Below are 21,364 nucleotides of genomic sequence, written 5' to 3'. Positions count from 1 at the left end.
ACTCACGCGGTCGGGTAAATGCTGCGTGAATCCAAAGCAAAGTTTCCTGCGTATCCGTGATGGATGTCCTGTACCAGCGTGTACCGGGCCTCTGCAAGCCAGCTTGGCATCAACGGACACGACCTTCAGGAGCACAACATGCAATTCAAACGCGGCCCCATCACAGCAGCCTGTGTACTGCTGGCCCTCGGCAACGCGGCGCTGGCATCCAGCCACCGCGAAGCGCCTTTCATCACCACCTCGCCCAAGGTGGACGGCACCGACTTCTATATGTTCCGCAGCTACGAAGGCGTGGCCAGCAACGGCAGCGGTGGCCGCTCGGACTACGTGACCATGATCGCCAACTACCAGCCGCTGCAGGCTCCGTACGGCGGTCCCAACTACTTCTCCATGGACCCCAACGCGCTGTACGAGATCCATATCGACAACGTGGGCGACGCCAAGGAGCACATGAGCTTCCAGTTCCGCTTCAACAACAAGCTCAATAACGTGGCCCTGCCGATTGGCGCGTCCAGCGTCGCCATCCCGCTGATACAGGCCGGTGGCGTGAGCAATGTGAACGACGCCAACCTGAACCTGAATGAAAGCTATACCGTCAAGGTGGTGCGCGGCGACCGCCGCAAAGGCGCCGTGTCCGACGTGACCAAGACCGACGGCAGCAAAACCTTTGAAAAGCCGGTGGACTACATCGGCGCCAAGACCCTGGGCAATGCCTCCGCCTACGAGACCTATGCGCAAAAGCATATCTTCGACATCAAGATCCCCGGCTGCCCCGCCGGCATGGACACCGGCAAAGTCTTCGTCGGCCAGCGCCAGGACGGCTTTGCAGTGAACCTGGGCCCGGTGTTTGACCTGGTGAACGCGCCCGCCGCCTTCTTGCTAGACCCGGCCAACAAAGACGCCGTGGGCCAAGGCGGCCAAGCTGTGGTGCAGAAGACCAATATCACCACCATCGCACTCGAGGTGAACAAGGGCTGCCTGACCGCCGGCTCCGAGACCGTCATCGGCGGCTGGACCACGGCCAGCCTGCGCCAGGCCCGCCTCCTCAACGGCAAGCCGCCATCGGGCCACCAGGCCAGCGAGAAAGCCGGCGGCGCCTGGGTCCAGGTGTCGCGCCTGGGCAATCCGCTGGTGAACGAGCTGGTCATCGGCCTGCCGGACAAGGACAAGTTCAACGCCTCCAAGCCGCAGGACGACGGCCAGTTCCTCACCTATGTGACCAACCCCACGCTGCCGGCGCTGCTGGGCATCACCCTGGCCAATAGCGCCACCGCCCTGGCGCCGACCAATTTGCCGCGCACCGACCTGGCCACCGTGTTCCTGACCGGCATCACCGGCGTGAACAAGCCGGCCAACGCCACGCCATCCGAAGTACTGCGCCTGAACACCGCCATCAGCCCCGTACCCTTCGCCACGCAAAACCGCCTGGGCGTGGCCGGTGAAGTACTGCGCGTGGGTGGCACGGCCAATCTGGCCCAGGCCGTGGACCTGGCCGGCTTCCCGAACGGCCGTCGCCCCAAGGACGACGTGGTGGACATCGCCCTGGTCGCCGTGCTGGGTGGCCTGTGCGTGATCAACGGCGACAACAACAGCCTGGGCCTGAACAGCGTGCCCGGCGTGCCCGGCGTGCCCAGCCTGACATCCTCCTGCAAGGCATCCAGCGTGCCGCTGGGCGCCCAGTCGGCCAATATCCACGACGGCGTGGACCAGGCCACCGTGCCCTTCCTCACACGCTTCCCCTACCTCAACACGCCCAACGCCGGCTCCAACTAAGCCCCTAGCAGTACGAAAGGACACACCATGGCTCAGTACAAATGGATAGCCCCCACCGTGGTCGCAGTTGGCCTGCTGGTGGGATGCGGAGGCGGTGGCGGCGGCGCGGACCTGGTGCAAACCGTGCCCGGCACCGACGTGCCCGTCGCGGCGGAAACCAATGTCGGCAACGTAATCTCGTTCGCCCAAAGGCAGATCGCCACGACCAGTGACAGCAGCGACCCGCTGGTGCTGGGCAGCGCCACGCTGGCCACCAGCGACTCGGACGAACCGGCGGACATCTGACCCGCCTAAAGCCTTGCACCGTTCCAGCCTGGCGGCAGCGGTGCAAGGCATTTCAACATTTACATGAAAGTGGCCGCCAGCGCAGAAGATACCTGCGCTAGCAGCTACTTTTTATATAGCAAACCAGACGCCGCACACCCATGCGCCTCCTAACCCTCCTGTGGCTTGCCGGCCTGCTGACGTGCAGCGCCGCCCATGCCACCACCGAGCTGCACCCCAGCCGGAGCGATGACGTGGTAGAACGCCTGCCCACCATCACCCGTGTGCGCCCGATAGCGCCGAATGCGTCGGCCCCGGCGCAGCCCGCCGACCCGGTGGCCGCAGCGGCCCAGGCCCGCGCCCACATCGCCACCGCCCGGCAAAGCGGCGACACCCGCTACTGGGGCCGCGCCCAGGCCGTGTTGGCGCCCTGGTGGAACCAGCCGAATGCCCCGGTGGAGCTGGCCATTCTGCAGGCCACGGTGCAGCAGGGCCGGCACGAATTTGCCGCATCGCGCAGCGTGCTGCAGGCCGCCCTGAAGCGAGACCCTGGCAGCGCCCAGGGCTGGCTGAACCTGGCGGCGCTGGAGCGCCTGTCCGGCCAGTATCCGCAGGCCCTGCTGGCCTGCAACGCCGTGGCCCGTGCCGGCCAGAACATGTACGCCCAGGCCTGCGTGCTGGAAACCCAGTCGCTGCAAGGCCAGAACACCGCTGTGCGCAGCGGCCTGAACGCCCTGCTGGCGCAAACCCGGGATGCTGGCCAGCGCAGCTGGCTGCTGTCCCTGCTGGCCGAGAGCGAGGAGCGCGCAGGCCATGACGCCGCCGCCCAGGCCGCCTACCGCAGCAGCCTGCACAGCGAGCCCGACCTCTACACCAGCATTGCCCTGAGCGACCTGCTGCTGCGCACGGGCAAACCGGCCCAGGCCCTGGCTGTGCTCAAGCCCCTGCCACTGACCGACGCCGTGTTGCTGCGCCAGGCCACCGCCCTGCGCCGGCTGAAAGACCCCGGCTGGCAAGCGCTGCGCCAGACCATCCGCGAATGGAATGCCGAACTCGCCCAGCGCGGCGACGACCTAACGCTGCACGGCCGCGAGCAAGCCCTGGTGGCCCTCTGGCTGGACGACGACGCAGCGGGCGCCCTGGCGATTGCCCGGCGCAACCTCCACCTGCAGCGCGAGCCGGTGGACTGGTGGGTCGCCCTGCAAAGCGCCCGCCAGGCCGGTGATGCGGCCGCCCTGCAGCAGCTGCAAGCGGATATGCGCGGCATCGGCCTGGTGGATGCGCGCAGCGTGAAGGGCGCGACATGAAACGCCTGATTTCCCTACTCTGCGCCCTGCTGCTGTGCAGCGCCTCCGCCTGGGCCCACAAGGGCAGCGACGCCTATCTGGACGTGCGTCAGGCAGATGCCGCGCTGAACCTACGCCTGTCCGTGGCTCTGAAAGACCTGGACCTGCTGCTGCCGCTGGACGCCAATGCCGACGGCCAGCTCACCTGGGCTGAAATACAGGCGGCCACACCCGCCGTGCTGGCCCTGCTGCAAGCCCATACCGGGCTGGACACAGCCGCCCCGGGCTGCCCGCTGACCTGGCGCTACGACGGGCTGGAGCGGCGCAGCGACGGTGCCTACCTGCGTGCCGCCGCCCAGGCACGCTGCCCAGCAGGGGCAGCCCTGGCCTGGCGCTACACCCTGTTCCGCGAACAAGACGCCAACCACCGCCTGATCGTCACCGGCGCCCTGGACGGCCACGACCTGCTGGCCACCGCCTCGCCCCAGCAAGTCCAGCCGCTGCAACTGCGCCAAGCCACCCACTCCGCCAGCCCCAACGTTCCCACTGGTCCCACCACGCAGCGCGGCATCGCCGCCACCGTGCTCGACTATCTGGGCCTGGGCATGCACCACCTGCTGGAGGGCTATGACCACATGGCCTTTTTGCTGGCCCTGGTGCTGCCGCTGCATTTGCGGCTGGGCCGGGGCGCCACGGCGGCGGGACAACGCAGCCCCTGGTGGTCGCTGCTGCGCACCATCACCGCCTTCACCATTGGCCACTCCATCACGCTGATGCTGGCCACCTTTGGCTGGAGCCAGGCCTCGCCGGTGTGGGTGGAGCCGGCCATCGCCGCCTCCATCTCGGTGACGGCCCTGCTGAACATCTTCCCGGTGCCCGTGCTACGGCCCGAACGCTTGGCCCTGAGTTTTGGCCTGGTCCATGGCTACGGCTTTGCCGGCCTGCTGATCGAGGCCGCCGCTTCGTCCGGCCTGCTGCCCTGGGCGCTGGCGGGCTTCAACCTGGGTGTGGAGGCAGGCCAGTTGACCGCAGTGACCGCCTGGGTGCTGCTGTCCCAACTTGTCGTCAACCAGCCTTGGTACGGCCGCGTGGTGGTGTGCGGCGGCTCGGCACTGCTGGCCCTGCTAGCGGCCTACTGGTTCTGGGTGCGGGTGTTTTGATTTGCTATTTAAATAGGAGCTACTTGCGCAGGTACCGCCCGCGCCAGAGCCCTATTTAACCCATATTCAATGGGGGTGCACATGTCTGTGGTGAATGTCCGGGTAATGCGGGTGCTTGTGCGTCATTACCTCGTGCCGGTGCGGGTGCGCATGGGCGCCCTGCCCGCTCCAGGCGAAGCTGTGCGCGTGCTGGTGGTGGGCATCGTGCCGGTGGGTGTGGTTGTGCTCCAGCACCTCGTGTGTATGCGCATGCTCATGCCGTTCGCGCACATGCAGCCATATGCCCACGGCCATCAGCGCCGCAGCCGCCCAGAACAACGGCCCCGGCAAGCCCGGCCACAACAGCAGCGAAATCACCACGCCGAATAGCGGCGCCACCGAGAAATATGCGCCAGTGCGCGCCGTGCCCAGGGTGCGCAGCGCCACCACGAACAGCGTCAGGCTCAGGCCATAACCCAAAAAACCCACCAACATGCTGGAGCCCCATACGCCTGCGGCCGGCAAGACTGCACCGCCGACCAAGGCCAGCGCCGTGTTGCTGATGCCGGCCAAAAGACCCTTGAGCCCGGCCACCAGCATCGCGTCGTTAGTGGAGACTTTGCGGGTCAAGTTGTTGTCTACAGCCCAGCACAGGCAGGCGCCCAGGATGAACAAGCCGCCGCGCGAAAAGCCCAGCCCGCCCGGCTCCCAGGCCAGCAGCACGCCGCCCAGCACAATGGCCAGCATGCCCAGCACCAGTTGGCGGTCGGCGTTCTCCTTGAACACCATCCAGGCAATCAGGGCGGTCAGCACGCCCTCCACATTCAACAGCAGGGAAGCCGACGCAGCACTGGTCTGCGCCAGGCCCAGCATCAGCAGCGCCGGCCCGAGCACGCCGCCAAACACGATGGCACCCAGCAGCCAGGGCCATTCGGCCCGTGGAATGCGCAGCTTCTGCGACTGCCGCAGGCTGCGTAACCCCAGCAACACGCCCAGGCCCAGGCCGCTACCCAGGTACAAAAGCCCCGCCAAGAGCAAAGGCGTCACGTCGCCCACCAGCAACTTGGCCAACGGTGTGCTGGCGCCAAACAGCAGTGCAGCAGCCAGGGCGGGAATAGCGGGTTTGATCGACATGGTGGGTACAGAGCAGATGAGGCTTACATAATAATCTTGTATCAATCATCACCTAGTGCGATGATTGATACATGAATTCCTGGCTGCTGCTGACGACAACCCTGCCCACCCACCCCAGCGCCCTGCGCGTGCGGGTGTGGCGCGCGCTCAAGGCCACCGGCGCGGGCACGCTGCGCGAAGGGGTGTACCTGCTGCCCGCCACCGCGCCAACGGCACAGTCGCTCTGGAACCTGGAGCACACCATCCTGGAAACCGGCGCGCCCGTCCATATGCTGGTGCTGACGGCACGCAACGCAGCGCAGGAGAGCCAGTTCCTGGCCCTGTTTGACCGGTCCGCCCTGTACACGGAGCTGCTGCAGTCCGTTCAGCACACGCGCTCCAGCCTGCGAACCGCGCCGGCGGCCACCCTGCGCAAGACCCTGCGCAGCCTGGAGCAACAGCTGCAAGCCCTGCAGGGCATTGACTTCTTCCCCGGCCCCGCGCAAGCACAGGCAGAGGCCGCGCTGTCTGCGCTGCGCCAGGCGCTGGAGCGCCAGCTCTCGCCGGGCGAGCCCAGTCCGCGCGCAGCAGCCATTGCCCTGCTGGCGCGGGCCGACTACCAGGGCCGTACCTGGGCCACGCGCCAACGCCCCTGGGTGGACCGCCTGGCCACCGCCTGGCTGGTGCAGCGCTTTGTGGATACCGCCGCACGCTTTGTCTGGCTGGAAGATCCACGGCAATGCCCGGCCGCCGCGCTGGGCTACGACTTCGACGGCGCCACGTTCAGCCATGTGGACACGCTGGTGACGTTCGAGGTGGTGGCCCGCAGCTTTGGCTTGGATGCCGACACAGGCATCCAGCGCCTGGCTGCGCTGGTGCACTACATCGACGTGGGTGGCATCCCGGTGGACGAGGCCGCCGGCATTGAGGCCCTGGTGCGCGGGCTGCAGGCCCTGCATGCCACGGACGACGCGCTGCTGGCCGCGTCCCTCCCGATTTTTGACAGCCTGTATAGAGCAATGAAAGCAGACGCATGAATACGCAAACTCCCCCCCAGCCCGTCAGCTTTGGCCAGGCCTTCCTCTACTGGCTGAAGCTGGGCTTCATCAGCTTTGGCGGCCCGGCCGGGCAGATTGCCATCATGCACGAGGAGCTGGTGGAGCGGCGCCGCTGGATATCGGAAAAGCGCTTTCTGCATGCGCTGAACTACTGCATGGTGCTGCCCGGACCGGAAGCCCAGCAACTCGCCATCTACATCGGCTGGCTGCTGCACCGCACGCGCGGCGGCATCGTGGCCGGGGTGCTGTTTGTGCTGCCCTCGCTGTTCATTTTGATCGGCCTGTCCTGGGTCTACATGGCTTACGGCCATGTGCCGGCCATCGCCGGCCTGTTCTACGGCATCAAGCCGGCCGTCACCGCACTGGTGGTGCATGCGGCTTACCGGGTGGGCTCACGGGCGCTGAAGAATGCCTGGCTGTGGGGCATCGCGGTGGCGGCGTTTGTGGCCATCTTCGCGCTGCAGTTGCCGTTTCCGCTGATTGTGCTGGCTGCGGGCAGCATAGGCTACCTGGGGGGCCGGTTTGCGCCAGCGCGGTTCAGCAGCAGCGGCGGCCACGGTAAGGCTGGTGCCTCCTACGGGCCCGCACTCATTGACGACGATACGCCCACATCGCCGCACGCCCTGTTCAATTGGCGGCGCTTTGGCCAGGTGCTGGCGGTATGCCTGGGCCTGTGGCTGGCTGCCATGGGCACGCTCACCGCGCTGTACGGCTGGGACGCGGTGCTGACGCAGATGGGCTGGTTCTTCACCAAGGCGGCTTTACTGACCTTTGGCGGCGCCTATGCGGTGCTGCCCTATGTGTTCCAGGGCGCGGTGGAGCATTACCAGTGGCTGAGCGCGCCGCAGATGATGGACGGCCTGGCGCTGGGCGAAACCACGCCGGGGCCACTAATCATGGTGGTGTCGTTCGTGGGCTTTGTCGGCGGCTGGGGCAAGGCGCTGTTCGGGCCAGAGGCCCTGCTGCTGTCGGGCGCGGTGGCGGCCAGCGTGGTGACCTTCTTCACCTTCCTGCCCTCGTTCATGTTCATTCTGCTGGGCGGGCCGTTCATTGAATCGACCCACGGCAATTTGAAATTCACCGCGCCACTGACAGGTATCACGGCGGCGGTGGTGGGCGTGATCGTGAACCTGGCGGTGTTCTTCGCCTACCACGTGCTGTGGCCGCAGGGGCTGTCCGGGCACTTCGAGTGGCCCTCGGCCCTTATCGGCATGGGCGCCGCACTGGCCTTGTTCCGCTTCAAACGCGGCGTGATCCCGGTGGTGCTGGCCGCCGGGTTGGCCGGCCTGGCCTGGACGTATCTGCAGCAGGCCTTCGCCTAGCAGCAGCTTGGCTCAGGCGAAGTCGCCGGCTTCGGCCGGGCCGGTCCATTCGATGGGGTTTTCAGAGCACAGCATTTCCTGGTCGGCAAAGCCAATCGATTCAGCCACGCGGCTGGGGTATTTGTCGAACAGGGCCGGGGCGTCCAGGTCCATTTCATGGGCCAGGCTACCCCAAGCGGCCAGGTAGACGATGCCGGCCAGGGTTTCACTGTCTATGTCTTCATTGGGGTTGGGGTGGTGCTGGATGGCATCCACGATGGCCTGCGGGAAATGCCACTTGGCGGCAAAGGCGGCGCCCACGTCGGCGTAGGAATAGCCCAGCTCGGCCACTTGCCGGGCATGGCGGTCGCCGTCCGAGGTAAAGCTGGCTTGCAAACAAGGCTGGTTGGGCATGGCGATCTTCATCACCAGGTCGCCCACGCCGTGCAGCAGGCCGGAGGTGAAAGCCAGGCCCTTGTCGATACGCATGGAGTCGGCCAGGGACTGGGCGATCTTGGCCACGTCCAGGCTGTGGCGCCAGAAGTCGGCCATGTCCACGCCAGGCACCTGCTTGAAGGCCCCGCCCACCGCCGCAGCGCTGATCAACTGGTGGGTGGCCTTCAGGCCCAGCAGCGGAATCGCCCCTTCCACGGTACCAATGCGGCCCCCACCGCCGTAACGGGCGGAGTTCAGCAGCCGCAGTATGCGCACCGTCAACCCCACCTCGCTGGAGACCAGCTCGGTAATGCGGCGCACATCGGGCTCTTCCTTCTGAAACTCACCCAGAATCTGCGCCACCGTAGCGGGCAAGGACGGAATCAGCGTGTCCGAGGCAAGAATTTCTTCAAGTTGCATGGCGTTCTCCGGGATTGGACTGCGGGAAAATGCCATCAATATAGTCCCAATATAGTCAGTCTCCACCACGTAAAGCCCGTTTGCCTGCATATGGCTGGTCGGAACCAATGCCGCTGACCGCAGTCTGTCCGTATACAGCCGGGTTTTGACTTGCCGCAAGACCATGGTTCCCAAAAACCTGCACACTGTGCCCCCATTGCGCTGCGTGGTGGCCACCGACCCCAAACACGTTCCAAAGGATTTGTATGCATCTTCGCTTTCGCCACACACTGGCCTGTGCCGCCCTGTTGCTGGCAGCACCGCTGGTGTGGGCCCAAGCCCCCAAAACCGTGTTTCTGGAAGACCTGACCTGGACCGAGCTGCGCGACCAGGTGCAGGCCGGCAAAACCACCATCCTGGTGCCCATTGGCGGCACGGAGCAAAGCGGCCCCTATGTGGCGCTGGGCAAGCACAACGCGCGGGTCAAAATCCTTTCACAACGTATCGCCGAAGGCCTGGGCAACGCGCTGGTGGCACCCGTCGTCGCCTATGTGCCCGAGGGCGGTACGGCGCCCACGTCTTCGCACATGCGCTTTCCCGGCACCATCACCGTACCGGACGATGTGTTCAAGAAAACGCTGGAATCGGCCGCCAACAGCTTCAAGGTGCATGGCTTCAAAAACATCGTCTTTCTGGGCGACCACGGCGGCTACCAGAAGGACATCCAGCAAGTGGTGGCCCAGCTGAACAAAAGCTGGGGCGCCACGGCACAGGCCCTGGTGCCACCGGTGTACTACGACACCAGCTCCGACGGCTATGCCCAGATCCTGCGCCAGCATGGCATACGCGACGATGAAATCGGCACCCATGCTGGCCTGGCCGACACCGCCCTGCTGATGGCCGTGGCGCCCCAGATGGTGCGCCAGGACGCAATGCGCAGCGGCCCCAAGCTCGGCCTGGCCGATGGCGTGTACGGCGGCGACCCGCACCGCGCCAGCGCCGAACTGGGCCAGTTGGGCATAGACGCCATCGTCAGCAAAACCATCCAGTCCCTCAAAACCAGCACGGCCGCGCACTAGGCAACCACTAGCGCGACCGGCATCTCTACAGGAAACCACCATGCATTTCAAAACCTCACTCACTGCTCTTGCTTTTGCAGCCATGGCCTGCGGCACAGCCTCGGCCCAGGCAATCAAGACCGTCCCCGGCATGCCGCCGGTGGTCAACGCCAGCAATCTGTACGGCGAGGCCGGCACCGACCGCCTGAGCCCGGCCGTGGCCAAGGCACTGCCGCGCATCTACGTGCCCAATCTGCGCTCCAACGATGTGTATGTGATCGACCCGGCCACCATGAAGGTGGTGGACAAGTTCCCCGTGGGCCAAAGCCCCCAGCACGTGGTGCCCTCCTGGGACCTGCAAACCCTGTGGGTGGCGAATAACGCCGAGGGCAAAAACAGCGGCAGCCTGACCCCCATCGACCCCCTCACCGGCAAGCCCGGCAAGAACGTGGAGGTGGACGACCCCTACAACATGTACTTCACGCCCGATGGCAAGGAAGCCATCGTGGTGGCCGAGGCGCATGCGCGGCTGGACTTCCGCGACGCCCACACCATGGCGCTCAAGTCCAGCCTGTCCGTGCCCGAGTGCAAGGGCATCAACCACGCCGACTTCGCCATCGACGGCAGCTACGCCCTGTTTACCTGCGAGTTCGGCGGCAAGCTGGCCAAGATCGACATGGTGAACCGCAAGGTAGTGGGCTACCTGGAGCTGAACAAGAAGGGCATGCCGCAAGACATCCGCATCGCCCCCGACGGCAAGGTCTTCTACGTGGCCGACATGATGGCCGACGGCGTCTACCTGGTGGACGGCGACAGCTTCACCAAGATCGGCACCGTACCCACCGGCGTGGGCGCGCATGGCCTGTACCCCAGCCGCGACGGCAGCAAGCTGTACGTATCTAACCGTGGCAGCAATATGGTGCACGGCATGCGCCACGGCAAGGGCAGCGTGTCGGTAATCGACTTCGCCACCCGCAAGGTGCTGACCACCTGGCCCATCCCCGGCGGCGGCAGCCCGGACATGGGCAACGTCAGCGCCGACGGCAAGACGCTGTGGCTGTCCGGCCGCTTCGACGACGTGGTGTATGCCTTCGACACCGACAGCGGCGCGGTCAAGTCAATCAAGGTCGGCGCCGAGCCGCACGGCCTGACCGTCTGGCCCCAGCCCGGCCGCTACTCGCTGGGACACACCGGTAATATGCGTTGATGCCTACAGCCTGCATGCTGCGTTTTTCATAGCTGCCAGCGCAGGTATTACCTGCGCTGGAGCCCGATTTTTCTCATGAGCAGCAACGACTTCCCACCTCTGGCCTTTGTGGACATTGAAACCACCGGCAGCACTGCCGGGCGGGACCACATCACCGAGGTGGGCATTGTGGAGGTCGACGGCCCGCACGTGCGCCGCTGGAGCCAACTGCTGGACCCAGGCACACCCATCCCCAGCTTCATTCAGCAGTTGACCGGTATCAGCGACGCCATGGTGGCCGGCCAGCCCACGTTCGCGGATGTAGCCGCCGACATCCTGGACCGGCTGCGCGGCAAGCTCTTTGTGGCACATAACGCGCGCTTTGACTACGGCTTTCTGCGCGCCGAATTCAAGGCCTGCGGCATCGCCTGGCAGGCGCCCGTGCTGTGCACCGTGAAGCTGTCGCGCCTGCTGTTTCCCCAGCAGGCCCGGCACAACCTGGACACGCTGGTCGCCACCCACGGCCTGCACATGCCCGAGCGCCACCGCGCGCTGGCCGATGCCGATGCGCTGGCGCAGTTCTGGCAGCTGCTGCAAACCCGCTTCGCCCCCGCCACCTTGCAGGACGCGGTTACCAGCCTGTCTGGCCGCCCCGCCGTGCCGCCGCAGCTGGACGCCGAACACATCGACCGCATACCCGAAACGCCAGGTGTCTACCTGTTCTGGGACGCGCAGCGCAACCCGCTGTACATAGGCAAGAGCAAGAACCTGCGCAGCCGCGTGCTGGCGCATTTCAGCGCCGCGCTGTCCAACCCCAAGGAGATGCGACTAAGCCAGCAGGTGGCCGACATCGACTGGGTGGAGACCGCCGGTGAAATCGGCGCCCTGCTGCTGGAGGCCCGCCTGGTCAAGCAGCACCAGCCCAGCCTGAATGTGCAGCTGCGCCGGCAAAACGATCTGCACGCCTGGCGGCTGGACGATCCTGCTTCTGTGCACACGCCCCTGGTGCCACGCCTGGTGAATGGGCCGGACATAGGCCTGGGCGTGCAGGACACCTTGTTCGGGCCGTTCCGCTCACGCCGCGCGGCCTTGCAATTGCTGGAAGACCTGGCTACTGAGCAGCGCCTTTGCCGGGCCGTGTTGGGCCTGGAAAAAATTGCATCCGGCAAGCCCTGCTTTGCCTACCAAATCCGCCAGTGCGCGGGGGCCTGCGTGGGAGAACAAAGCGTGGCCCAGCACAATCTGGCGCTGCGCACCGCCCTGATCCGCCACCAGGTCAAGCGCTGGCCCTACCCTGGCGCCATAGGCCTGCGCGAGGGGGATGACCTGCATGTGCTGCACGCCTGGCGCCACTTGGGCACGGCCCGCAACGAAGAGGAAGTGCAGGAGCTGCTGCAAGGCAGCCAGGTCGCATTCGACTTTGATAGCTACAAGATCATCAGCAAAGCCCTGGCCCAGGCCAAGCCAGGCCAGGTGCGGCGCCTGGCTGAGCCCAGAGCTGAATAGATACCATCCACGCAACAGCCGCGTCAGGCCCGCAAAGCGCCCAAAACCTGGGCCGCGTCATTGAACTGCAGATTGTCCATATCGTCACGCAAACGGGCGAAGCGCTCTGGCCCCAGCAGTGCCTTGATCTGCGCCGCCAGTTCCTCAAAACTTTGGATGGCCAGCATGTTCTGCTGCTGGAGCAGATCACACAGGCCGGCCAGATCCTCGGGGGCCAATGGCGGGCCCGACTCGACCGGCACCGCATCCACCAGCTTGTCGTAGGCGTCCAGGTACGGGGCGGCACTCTGCTGCAGGCTGTCCATTTGCGCATCCAGCTTGCGCAGCAGTTGCCGGGCCTTCTTGGCCTGTCCTTCCGCGCAGGCCTGTTCGGCCTCGCCAGCGAGTTGCTGCACGGCATTCACGCCCAGCATGCCGGCGCTGCCACGCAACTTGTGCATGCGCTGCGCCAGGGTGCTCAAGGATGCTGGGTCTTCATCGACAGGTGCCAGGCTGGTGGCGTGAAACTCCCGCAGCAGGCGTTTGAGCATGGCATAAAACAGCATCCAGTCGCCCCCCAGGCGGGCATAGGCGTCCTGGGCATCCACCCCGCGTATCGTAGGCCAATCGATCTGCGCCGGCCCGGCCGCGGCCGCGGCCACCGATGCCTCCGGCACCACCACCTGTATGCCGCCGAAAGCCGACACGTGGCGCAGGATGGTCCGCCTCAGGTGCTGCACATCGAACGGCTTGGCGATGAAATCGTCCATACCGGCAGCCCGGGCTTGGTGGTGCTCCTCCAGCATGGCGCCAGCCGTGAGGGCAATCACCGGCAAGCGGGTCAATCCCAGCTCCTGGCGGATGATGCGGGTGGCGCTCAGGCCATCGAGCTCGGGCATCTGCACATCCATCAGCACCACATCCACGGCTTCAGGCTGGGCCCGCAGAATATCGATGGCTTCACGCCCATTGGCCGCCAGGGTGACCAGCGCACCGTCCAGTTCCAGAACGCGTTTGGCCACCTCCAGATTGATCTCGCTGTCATCCACCACCAGCACCCGCACGCCGAGCAGCCCACGGCCCGTGCCTACCGCATGCTGGCGTTTGTGGCCCTTGGCCGCGTCGGCGGCGACCGCGCCAAAGTCCAGCTCCAGCCAGAACTCGCTGCCCACGCCTTCGGTACTCTCCAGGCCCAGATGCCCGCCCATCAGCGTGACCAAATGCTTGACGATGTGCAAGCCCAGGCCGGTGCCCCCAAAGCGGCGCGTGGTGGAGGCATCGGCCTGCACAAAGGGCACGAACAGACGCGCCTGCACCGCCGGCGGAATGCCGAGACCCGAGTCACGCACGGAAAACCGCAGGCGGATGCGGTCGGCCCCCGCCGGCAAACGTTGCAGCGACAAACGCACATGACCTTGCTCGGTGAACTTGACGGCGTTGCTCAGCAAATTGGTCAAGATCTGCTGCAACCGCGTGGCATCCCCCGTCACCACATCCGGCACATCCTCGGGCCAGTCCAGCAGAAATTCCAGCCCCTTGGCATGGGCCTGCATGGCCATCAGATCGGACACATTGCGCAGCAATGTGTGCAGGTCGAACGGCACCTGCTCTATCGCCATTTCATTGGCCTCGATCTTCGACAGATCCAGCACGTCGTTGATCAGGGCCAGCAGAGACTGGCTGGCCAGCTTGATCTTTTCCAGGAAAGCGGCCTGCTCCTCGTCCAGCACCGTATGCCCCAGCAGGTAGGACAGGCCCATCACCGCGTTCATGGGTGTGCGGATCTCGTGGCTCATGTTCGCCAGGAACTGGCTTTTCGCCACGCTGGCCTGCTCGGCCTTGAGCATCGCATCGCGCAACGATTGCTCCACCTGCTTTTGCCGCGTGACGTCGTGGGCCACCCCCAGGTAGCCAAAGATGCTGCCATCGGCCGCACGCATGGCAGTAATCACCTGTGACACCGTGACCCGGCTGCCGTCCTTGCGCACATAGGTCCACTCGCGGGCCTGGTGCAGGCTGAGCGGCTCGGTAAATACCGAGGCCCCCAGCACCGGATGGCCCACCTCGTCGCTCAGCTCCTGGCTGCGCGCCCAGATCTCCTCGGGGTCGTGGATCAGCATGGGCGTTTCACGCCCCACCATCTCGCCGCTGGAATAACCCAGCAGGCGCTCGGCGCCAACGTTGAACACCCGGATGGTCAACTGGTTGTCGGTAGCAATGATGGACACTTCGGAGGCGGACTCCAGCACGTTCTGCAGCAAGGAGTTGGTCTCCACCTGCAGCAGCTCGGCCCGCTTGCGTTCGGTGATGTCCAGGTTCACCCCGGTCAAACGCAGCGGCATACCCAAGGCATCGCGGTAGACGCGGCCCGCAGCCTTGATGTAGCGCACCTCGGCATCCGGGCGCAGGATGCGGAATTCAATGTCCATGGGGTGTTCACCACGCACCGTCGCATCGACATGGGACTGGTAGCGCGCCAGGTCCTCCGGGTGCAGACAGCGCGCCCAGAGCGACTCAGGCGCTTCGCCAGTGTCCGCGGCCACCCCCAGCTGCTGGTACACGCGCGCATCGCAGCTCAAGGTGTTATGGACCAGATCCAGATCCCACACACCCAGACCTGCACCTTCGGCCGCCATTTCAAAACGCAGATTGGTGTCGTGCAGCTGTTCTTCGGTTTTCTTGCGGGCGGTGATGTCACGCGAGATACCGAAGGTGCCGATCACCTTGCCCTGCACGTCGCGCAGGGGCATCTTGGTCGTCAGGTTCCAGGTCGGAGGCCGGTCCGGCCAAAACTCCTGCTCTTCCAGGTCGATCAGGGGCGTACCAGTCTCCATGATTTTCAGCTCCACCGCCGCCGTGCTGTTGGCATGCTCCTGGGTAAAGAAGTCTGCGTCCGACAGGCCTATCGCTTCCGATGGGTCTTGCAGCCCGTAGCGTTTGGCCAGGCCCGGATTGATGCGCAGAAACCGGCTGGACATGTCCTTGAAGTAAATCTGGTCGGGTACCGTGTTCAACAACGATGTCATCAGGTGGCGTTCGTAGGTCAGAGTGTTCTCAATCTGCTTGCGCGTGGTGATGTCCTGCAACACACCGACCAGGCGCACGGGGCGTCCCTGCTCCATCTCTGCTTCGCCCAATATCCGCACCCAGATTTGCCTCCCCCGAGCAGTCTGCATCGGCACCTCCAGATCCCAGCCCTCGCCGGACGCCATGGACCGCTCCACCATGCGCTGGATGAGCGACCGCTCCTCGGACTGGTAGAAGCTCAGCCCCTCCTCCAGCCCCGGTTGGTAGTCTGGCGGCACCTCGTGGATGAGCTTGAGCTGGGGTGACCAGACCACCCGCACCGGGTCCAAGTCCACCTGCCAGGCGCCGATCTTGGCGACACGGTTGGCACGCTCCTGGAAAGCCTGGCTGGCACGCAGGGTCTGCTCCGCCAGCTTGGACGCAGTGATGTCGGTACCCACCGCGATGTATTTCTCCACCTGCCCATCAGCCCCCACAAACGGCGCCACCGTACTGCCCAGCCAGTAGACAGCGCCGTCCTTGGCGCGATTGCAGATCTCGCCCCGCCAGGGCTGGCCACTGGCGATGGTGTTCCACATCACCGTCCAGAAATCCGGCTCGTGCACGCCGGAGCTGACCATCCGGTGGTTCTGTCCTATCAGCTGTTCGCGGCTATAGCCGGACACCAGGCAGAACGCATCGTTCACCTCGGTAATCCGGCCCGCGCGGTCCGTGACCGACACAATCGCATGCAAGTGGATGGTTCGCAGCAGGGCCTCGTTCTCGCGCTGCAAAGCGCCCAGCTTCACGCGGCCATCCATCAGCTCCGACACGTCATGCACCAGCGTGACAAGACCGCGCACCTCGCCATCCACGATGTCCGGCAGATAGTTCACCAGGGCATGCCGCTTGCTGCCACCACCTGGCCTGGGGATTTCCTGCTCGAAGAAGCTCTGGGGCTGGCCGCCCAAAGCAGCTTCCAGGGCAGGACGGCTGCGCTCATACACGTCGGGACCAAGCAGGTCACGCATATGTGTGCCGCGCAACGCCACGGGGTCGATGCCAAACCAGTTGCGATAGGCCTCGTTGGCCATGCGGTTCAACAGACCTTTGTCCCAGTATCCGATCTGCGAAGGCACGGCGTCCAGAATCAGCCGCAAATCACGCCGTGCCGCATCCAGCAGTGCGGTGCGCTCCAGCACCTGCTGCTCCAGGCTGGCATTGAGCTCACGCACGCGCAGCTCGGCACGCTTGGTGGGCCCGATATCCCGTATGACTTTCACGATGCCTATACAGCGGCCGTCAGCCCCCAGCATGGGTGCCCCCGCCACAGACACATCCAGCATGCTGCCGTTCTGGTGCATGCGCGTCGTGTCAAACAGCGGCAGCACATCGCCATGGGATATACGCGCCAGAATGTCGGCATCTTCCTGGGCCCGCTCCGGAGGTAGCAGCAACGCCGCCAGCATTTGGCCCTGGGCCTGTTCTGCGGTGTAGCCAAACAGGCGCTCGGCTGCCGGGTTCCAGTCAGTCACACGGCCATCCAGCGTCTCCCCCACGATGGCATCGGCGGAATAGTCCACCATGGAGGCACGGCGCGAACGCTCCAGACGCACCAGTTCGGCCTGCGCCAGCTCCTTCTGGCGGATACCGACCAGGGCCGCCACCAGCATGCTTATCACCAGACCCGCCAGAGCCACCCAGCGCGGGTCCAGCGGGTCCAGGTGGTCGAAAAACGACGGTAAAACCTTGGCATCCACCACCCAGGTGCGACCATAAATGGAAAGGGAGGTGCGCTGGCCCAGCGAGTCCGGAACGGGCTCCGCAGAGGATGAACGGTAAAAAACCTGCTCGCCCTTGTCCGATACATCGCTGAGCGAAAGAACCAGCTGGTCGCGGTGTATTTCTACATTGCGCAGCATCTCCGAGATCATCAAGGGCGCATAAGACCAGCCCTCCAGAGCCGCCTCGCGTGCCGCCGGGTCCACCACGGAAGCACCCGGCCGGTAGATAGGCAGCAGCAGCAAAAAAGAACTGGGTGCATTGGCCGGGTCCTGGACCAGCCTGATGGGCTCGGTAATGGTTGCCTGGCCGGTGCGCATGGCCTGGTCGGCTGCTGATCTGCGGCTGGCGTCAGAAGCCACATCCATGCCTATGCCGACTCGGTTGCGCTCAATCGGCTCCAAAAACTGGATGACATAGCGCTCGCCCGCATTCGGCTTGAACTGCCGCACGGCGAAGTCCGGCCAGCCATCGCGCTGGGCCGACGCCACAAAGGCCGCCTCGTCCGCCTGCGCCACCCGGCGTATCACGCCAAAGCCGCGCGCCCCCGGAAACTCCTTTTCTACATTCCGGGACGCGGCGTATTCACGGAAATGCTGGCGGTCCAGCCGGTCGAAACCGGCCCCCAGTACCGCACCGCGTGCGCCACGCAGTCCGTATTCATAGATGCCCAGGCGGTCGTTCAACTGCTCCAGGGTACTTTGAACCAGGCTGTCAAAGTGGCTGGCTGCATTGGCCGCGTTCTGCCGGGCTTGCCACAGGGTAGCCCAGCAGGTCAATACCAGCCCCAACAGCAAAACCAGCCTGGCCCGTACCTTGGGCTGGCGCAGCCATTCCTGGGTGGACTTCCACAGGGTGGCGGGCTGCATGGTCAGGTAGCCGGTACATCCGGGCCACTGGGTGGCCGAAGCATGGCAGCCCCGGGTGCCGGCAGCTGCAGGGGTTCAGCAGCCATATGCCAGGCCCTGGCCCTCCCCGCGCTCTTGGCTGCGTACAAGGCCTGGTCCGCCGCAGCCACCAGATCACGCATCTGGCCCTCACTGCCGGGCACGTCCACATGGCCTATCCCCACGCTCACCGTCACGTTGCCAGCGATCGATGAAGCCGCATGCGGCATAGCCTGGCGGGCCATGGCGTCCAGCACCCGCTGCGCCACCAATTCGGCACCGGCCAGCGTGGTTTGCGGCAGCAAAATCGCGAACTCCTCACCGCCATAACGGGCTGCCAGATCGGCCGGGCGCTGGCAGCTTTCCATCAACACCCGCGCCACGGCCTGCAGGCAGGCGTCTCCCTCGGGGTGGCCGTAGTGGTCGTTGAAGAGCTTGAAGAAATCCACATCCACCAGCAGCAGCGCGATGGGGTCTTTGTCACGCATGCTGCGCAGCCATTCACGCTCCAAGCGTTCGTCCAGGCGGCGGCGATTGGCCAGGCCCGTCAAGGCGTCCACGGTAGAAATACGGCGCAGTTCATCCGTCAGGCGTTTGATGCGCAACTGGGTTTTGACACGCGCCAACAGCAGCGGTTCGCTGATGGGTTTGGCGATGAAGTCCACCGCACCCAGTTCCAGCCCCGCCACATGTACCGCCGTATCGCTATGGCTGGTGACGAAGATTACCGGCACATCAGAAAACTCGGGGTCAGCCTTCAATATTTCGCATATCTCGAAGCCACTCATGCCAGGCATTTCAGAGTCCAGCAAAATCAGATCCGGCATGGCCTCACGGGCCAGGCGCAGGGCGACTTCACCATTGGTAGCGAAACGCAGCATAGCCACCTCTGAAAGAATGCGGCTGATGCGATGGATGATGACGGGGTCATCGTCGACCAACAGAATGCTGCTCTTATTCATTGTCCCGCGGAATGATGGATGGCCAGAACCCCGTACCGAACTGCTCCGGCTGCGACTTGCCCACTTGGGTGACCGCAGCAGTATCTCTGTTTTGCATCGACTTGGGTAGCAATGGCCCACTCCTGTTGCAGCCCTGGGGTGATCGTGGAAATACTACGCTTTTAGTAGCATCCCGCGCACGCAGCAACTGCGCCGCAAGCCTGATTCATACCCAATATATAGGAGGCGTTCCCAGCTCCGCTCTGGATGTAAAAACTTGCAATTTAGGGATTGGCATGGGCAGCACATGCAGGGCTTCGGGGTCCATGGGTTGGGCTCTGGATTTGGCTCCAAGGGGCGGTCCCAATTTTTCTGCCGCCCCCCTCCAGTGCAAGGCCGAACGCGACGGGACTGGGATAAGCTACAACGCAAAACATCGCACCAGGAGAAGCCTATCCACCCGCCAGAGCACCACAGCATGATGGACACGCTGGACCAGTTACCCTGCGCAGTTCTGGTGACCGACCACGCAGGCTATATACAGGCCGCCAACCACAGTCTGGCCAGCCTGGTGGGCCGCTCGGCACAGCAGCTCAGGCAGTGCGCGCTGGAAGATTTACTCCCCCTGCCCAGCCGCATCTTTGTACAAACCCATATATGGGCATTGCTACGCAACCAAGGCATGGTCAGCGAAATGAACCTCAAGATCCAGGACGCCCACAAGGCCAGCGTCCCGGTAATGGTGAACTGCCAGCGTGGCATGTTTGCCGGCGCAGACTGCTACTACTGGGTGTTTTTCGTGGCACTGGAGCGCCACAAGATCGAGATGGAGCTGCTGGGTGAACGCCGGCGCGCCGAGGAAATAACCCGCGAGCTGGCCGAGAGCGCACGCTTTGTACAGACCATCACCGACGCCATGCCCAGCCTGGTCGCCTACTGGGACAAAAACCTGCGCTGCCACTTTGCCAATAAGCCCTACCTGGAATGGTTCAACATCCAATCCGAAGACGTGATCGGCAGCACCATGCTGGAGCTGCTGGGCACGGCCATGTGGAAGCTGAACGAAGCCTATGTGCAGGGCGCCCTAGCCGGCGAACGGCAACGGTTCGAACGCGCCATGACCAAGGCCGATGGCAGCACCGGCTACACCCTGACCCACTACATCCCGGACCACAACCACCGGGGCGAAGTGGCCGGCTTCTTTGTGCTGGTCAACGATGTGACCTACATCAAGACCACCGAGAGCGAGCTCAAGCTGGCCGCCAGCGTGTTCAGCAACACCGTCAACGGCATCATGGTGACCGATGCCGACAGCATGATTCTGTCGGTCAACCCGGCCTTCACAGCCATCACTGGCTACAGCCCGGACGAGGTGGTGGGCCGCCCCTCGCAGCTGCTGCGCTCGCACCACCACGACGACGCCTTTTACGCCGCCATTGGCCACGCGCTGACCCAGCAAGGCCACTGGGCCGGTGAGCTATGGAACCGGCACAAGAATGGCGAAGCCTTTCTGGAATGGCAGAGCATCACCACCATTCCGGGCTCGGCCGACACGGCTACGCGCTATGTCTCGGTGTTCAACGACATCACCGAACGCTGGCGCAAGGACGAACGCATCCGCCACCTGGCGCTGCACGACCCTTTGACCGACCTGGCCAACCGCCAGCTGCTGACCGACCGGCTCAGCCAGCTCATCACCCAGACCGCACGCGAGCCACGCCGGCTAGCCCTGATGTTCCTGGACCTGGACCAATTCAAGCATGTCAACGACACACTGGGCCACGACGTGGGCGACGAATTGCTGGTACTGGTGGCGCAAAAGCTGCTGGCGCTGGTACGGCAAAACGACACAGTGGCCCGTCTGGGCGGCGACGAGTTCATCATCCTGCTGGACAACCCGCTGAACCAGGACGACGTGGCACAGATCGCCAACCGCATCGTCGCCACCATCCGCACGCCCGTCGTACTGCAGGGGCAAACCGTGCAGATTGGCGCTTCCATCGGCATTGCCCTCCATCCGGAGGATGGCGCCACGCCAGCGGCCCTGATCCAAAGCGCCGACACCGCCATGTATGCAGCCAAGCGCGCGGGCAAGAACACTTACCGGTTCTACGCTGCCGCCTGAGCGGCGCGCGCCAGAAATGTCCTACGCAGGACGGGGGCCATCTCCTGCGGACATGGACCGCCCCTGGAGGGACACTGAAACCCTAGCCGTTGCAGCACGCGGCCCAGGCAAAAGATGTGCGTGGGT

The 21,364-nt window shown here is 64.7% G+C and carries 14 protein-coding genes; 10 read left to right on the top strand and 4 right to left on the bottom strand.

Features of this window, described 5'->3' with window-relative positions; translation table 11 throughout:
* Nucleotides 1–138 precede the first annotated feature (138 nt).
* The 4 genes from AC07R0_RS00365 to AC07R0_RS00350 all read left to right on the top strand — a co-directional run bounded on the left by AC07R0_RS00365 (nt 139) and on the right by AC07R0_RS00350 (nt 4,483).
* Nucleotides 139–1,773, top strand: a complete 1,635-nt coding sequence (locus AC07R0_RS00365) for a DUF4331 domain-containing protein (protein WP_495103340.1) — start codon at nt 139–141, stop codon at nt 1,771–1,773.
* Nucleotides 1,774–1,800: 27 nt separating this feature from the next.
* The gene (locus tag AC07R0_RS00360) at nt 1,801–2,058 is read left to right on the top strand and encodes a hypothetical protein (protein WP_495103339.1); all 258 of its coding nucleotides are present in this window, start codon (nt 1,801–1,803) and stop codon (nt 2,056–2,058) included.
* Nucleotides 2,059–2,198: 140 nt separating this feature from the next.
* On the top strand, nt 2,199–3,344 hold the full coding sequence (locus tag AC07R0_RS00355) for a tetratricopeptide repeat protein (RefSeq protein WP_495103338.1): 1,146 nt from the start codon (nt 2,199–2,201) through the stop codon (nt 3,342–3,344).
* Nucleotides 3,341–4,483, top strand: coding sequence for a HupE/UreJ family protein (locus AC07R0_RS00350; RefSeq protein WP_495103337.1), 1,143 nt, complete (start codon nt 3,341–3,343; stop codon nt 4,481–4,483). The genes AC07R0_RS00355 and AC07R0_RS00350 overlap by 4 nt, the downstream gene beginning before the upstream one ends.
* Before the next feature lie 66 nt (nt 4,484–4,549).
* Here the strand turns inward: AC07R0_RS00350 and AC07R0_RS00345 are convergent, their stop codons facing one another.
* The gene (locus tag AC07R0_RS00345; protein ID WP_495103336.1) at nt 4,550–5,596 is read right to left on the bottom strand and encodes a DMT family transporter; all 1,047 of its coding nucleotides are present in this window, start codon (nt 5,594–5,596) and stop codon (nt 4,550–4,552) included.
* A gap of 71 nt (nt 5,597–5,667) precedes the next feature.
* On the opposite strand from AC07R0_RS00345, the gene AC07R0_RS00340 reads away from it, so the two are divergent.
* Nucleotides 5,668–6,612, top strand: coding sequence for a chromate resistance protein ChrB domain-containing protein (locus AC07R0_RS00340; protein ID WP_495103335.1), 945 nt, complete (start codon nt 5,668–5,670; stop codon nt 6,610–6,612).
* Complete coding sequence (gene chrA / locus AC07R0_RS00335; RefSeq protein WP_495103334.1) at nt 6,609–7,955, top strand: chromate efflux transporter; 1,347 nt, start codon at nt 6,609–6,611, stop codon at nt 7,953–7,955. The genes AC07R0_RS00340 and chrA overlap by 4 nt, the downstream gene beginning before the upstream one ends.
* Nucleotides 7,956–7,967: 12 nt before the next feature.
* Here chrA and AC07R0_RS00330 read toward each other — a convergent pair whose 3' ends face one another.
* Nucleotides 7,968–8,789: an HDOD domain-containing protein gene (locus AC07R0_RS00330; protein WP_495099080.1), complete on the bottom strand. Its 822-nt coding sequence runs from the start codon at nt 8,787–8,789 to the stop codon at nt 7,968–7,970.
* Between the two features lie 245 nt (nt 8,790–9,034).
* On the opposite strand from AC07R0_RS00330, the gene AC07R0_RS00325 reads away from it, so the two are divergent.
* The 3 genes from AC07R0_RS00325 to AC07R0_RS00315 all read left to right on the top strand — a co-directional run bounded on the left by AC07R0_RS00325 (nt 9,035) and on the right by AC07R0_RS00315 (nt 12,518).
* The gene (locus tag AC07R0_RS00325) at nt 9,035–9,847 is read left to right on the top strand and encodes a creatininase family protein (RefSeq protein WP_495103333.1); all 813 of its coding nucleotides are present in this window, start codon (nt 9,035–9,037) and stop codon (nt 9,845–9,847) included.
* A gap of 82 nt (nt 9,848–9,929) precedes the next feature.
* Nucleotides 9,930–11,033, top strand: coding sequence for a YncE family protein (locus tag AC07R0_RS00320; protein ID WP_495103674.1), 1,104 nt, complete (start codon nt 9,930–9,932; stop codon nt 11,031–11,033).
* A 75-nt stretch (nt 11,034–11,108) separates the two neighbouring features.
* The gene (locus AC07R0_RS00315; RefSeq protein WP_495103332.1) at nt 11,109–12,518 is read left to right on the top strand and encodes a 3'-5' exonuclease family protein; all 1,410 of its coding nucleotides are present in this window, start codon (nt 11,109–11,111) and stop codon (nt 12,516–12,518) included.
* A gap of 23 nt (nt 12,519–12,541) precedes the next feature.
* Here the strand turns inward: AC07R0_RS00315 and AC07R0_RS00310 are convergent, their stop codons facing one another.
* Both AC07R0_RS00310 and AC07R0_RS00305 read right to left on the bottom strand, forming a co-directional pair.
* Nucleotides 12,542–18,154: a PAS domain S-box protein gene (locus AC07R0_RS00310; protein WP_495103331.1), complete on the bottom strand. Its 5,613-nt coding sequence runs from the start codon at nt 18,152–18,154 to the stop codon at nt 12,542–12,544.
* 2 nt (nt 18,155–18,156) lie between these two features.
* Nucleotides 18,157–19,134 (bottom strand): diguanylate cyclase domain-containing protein, encoded by a 978-nt coding sequence (locus AC07R0_RS00305; RefSeq protein WP_495103330.1) that lies wholly within the window; start codon nt 19,132–19,134, stop codon nt 18,157–18,159.
* Nucleotides 19,135–19,591: 457 nt separating this feature from the next.
* On the opposite strand from AC07R0_RS00305, the gene AC07R0_RS00300 reads away from it, so the two are divergent.
* A complete protein-coding gene (locus AC07R0_RS00300; protein ID WP_495103329.1) occupies nt 19,592–21,238 on the top strand; it encodes a sensor domain-containing protein in 1,647 nt (548 codons plus the stop codon).
* Nucleotides 21,239–21,364: the final 126 nt, after the last annotated feature.

It is taken from the genome of Rhodoferax sp. GW821-FHT07F03, from assembly GCF_059418745.1.
The sequence above is the reverse complement of the archived record's forward strand: the minus strand, read 5'-3'. Positions and strand labels throughout refer to the sequence as shown.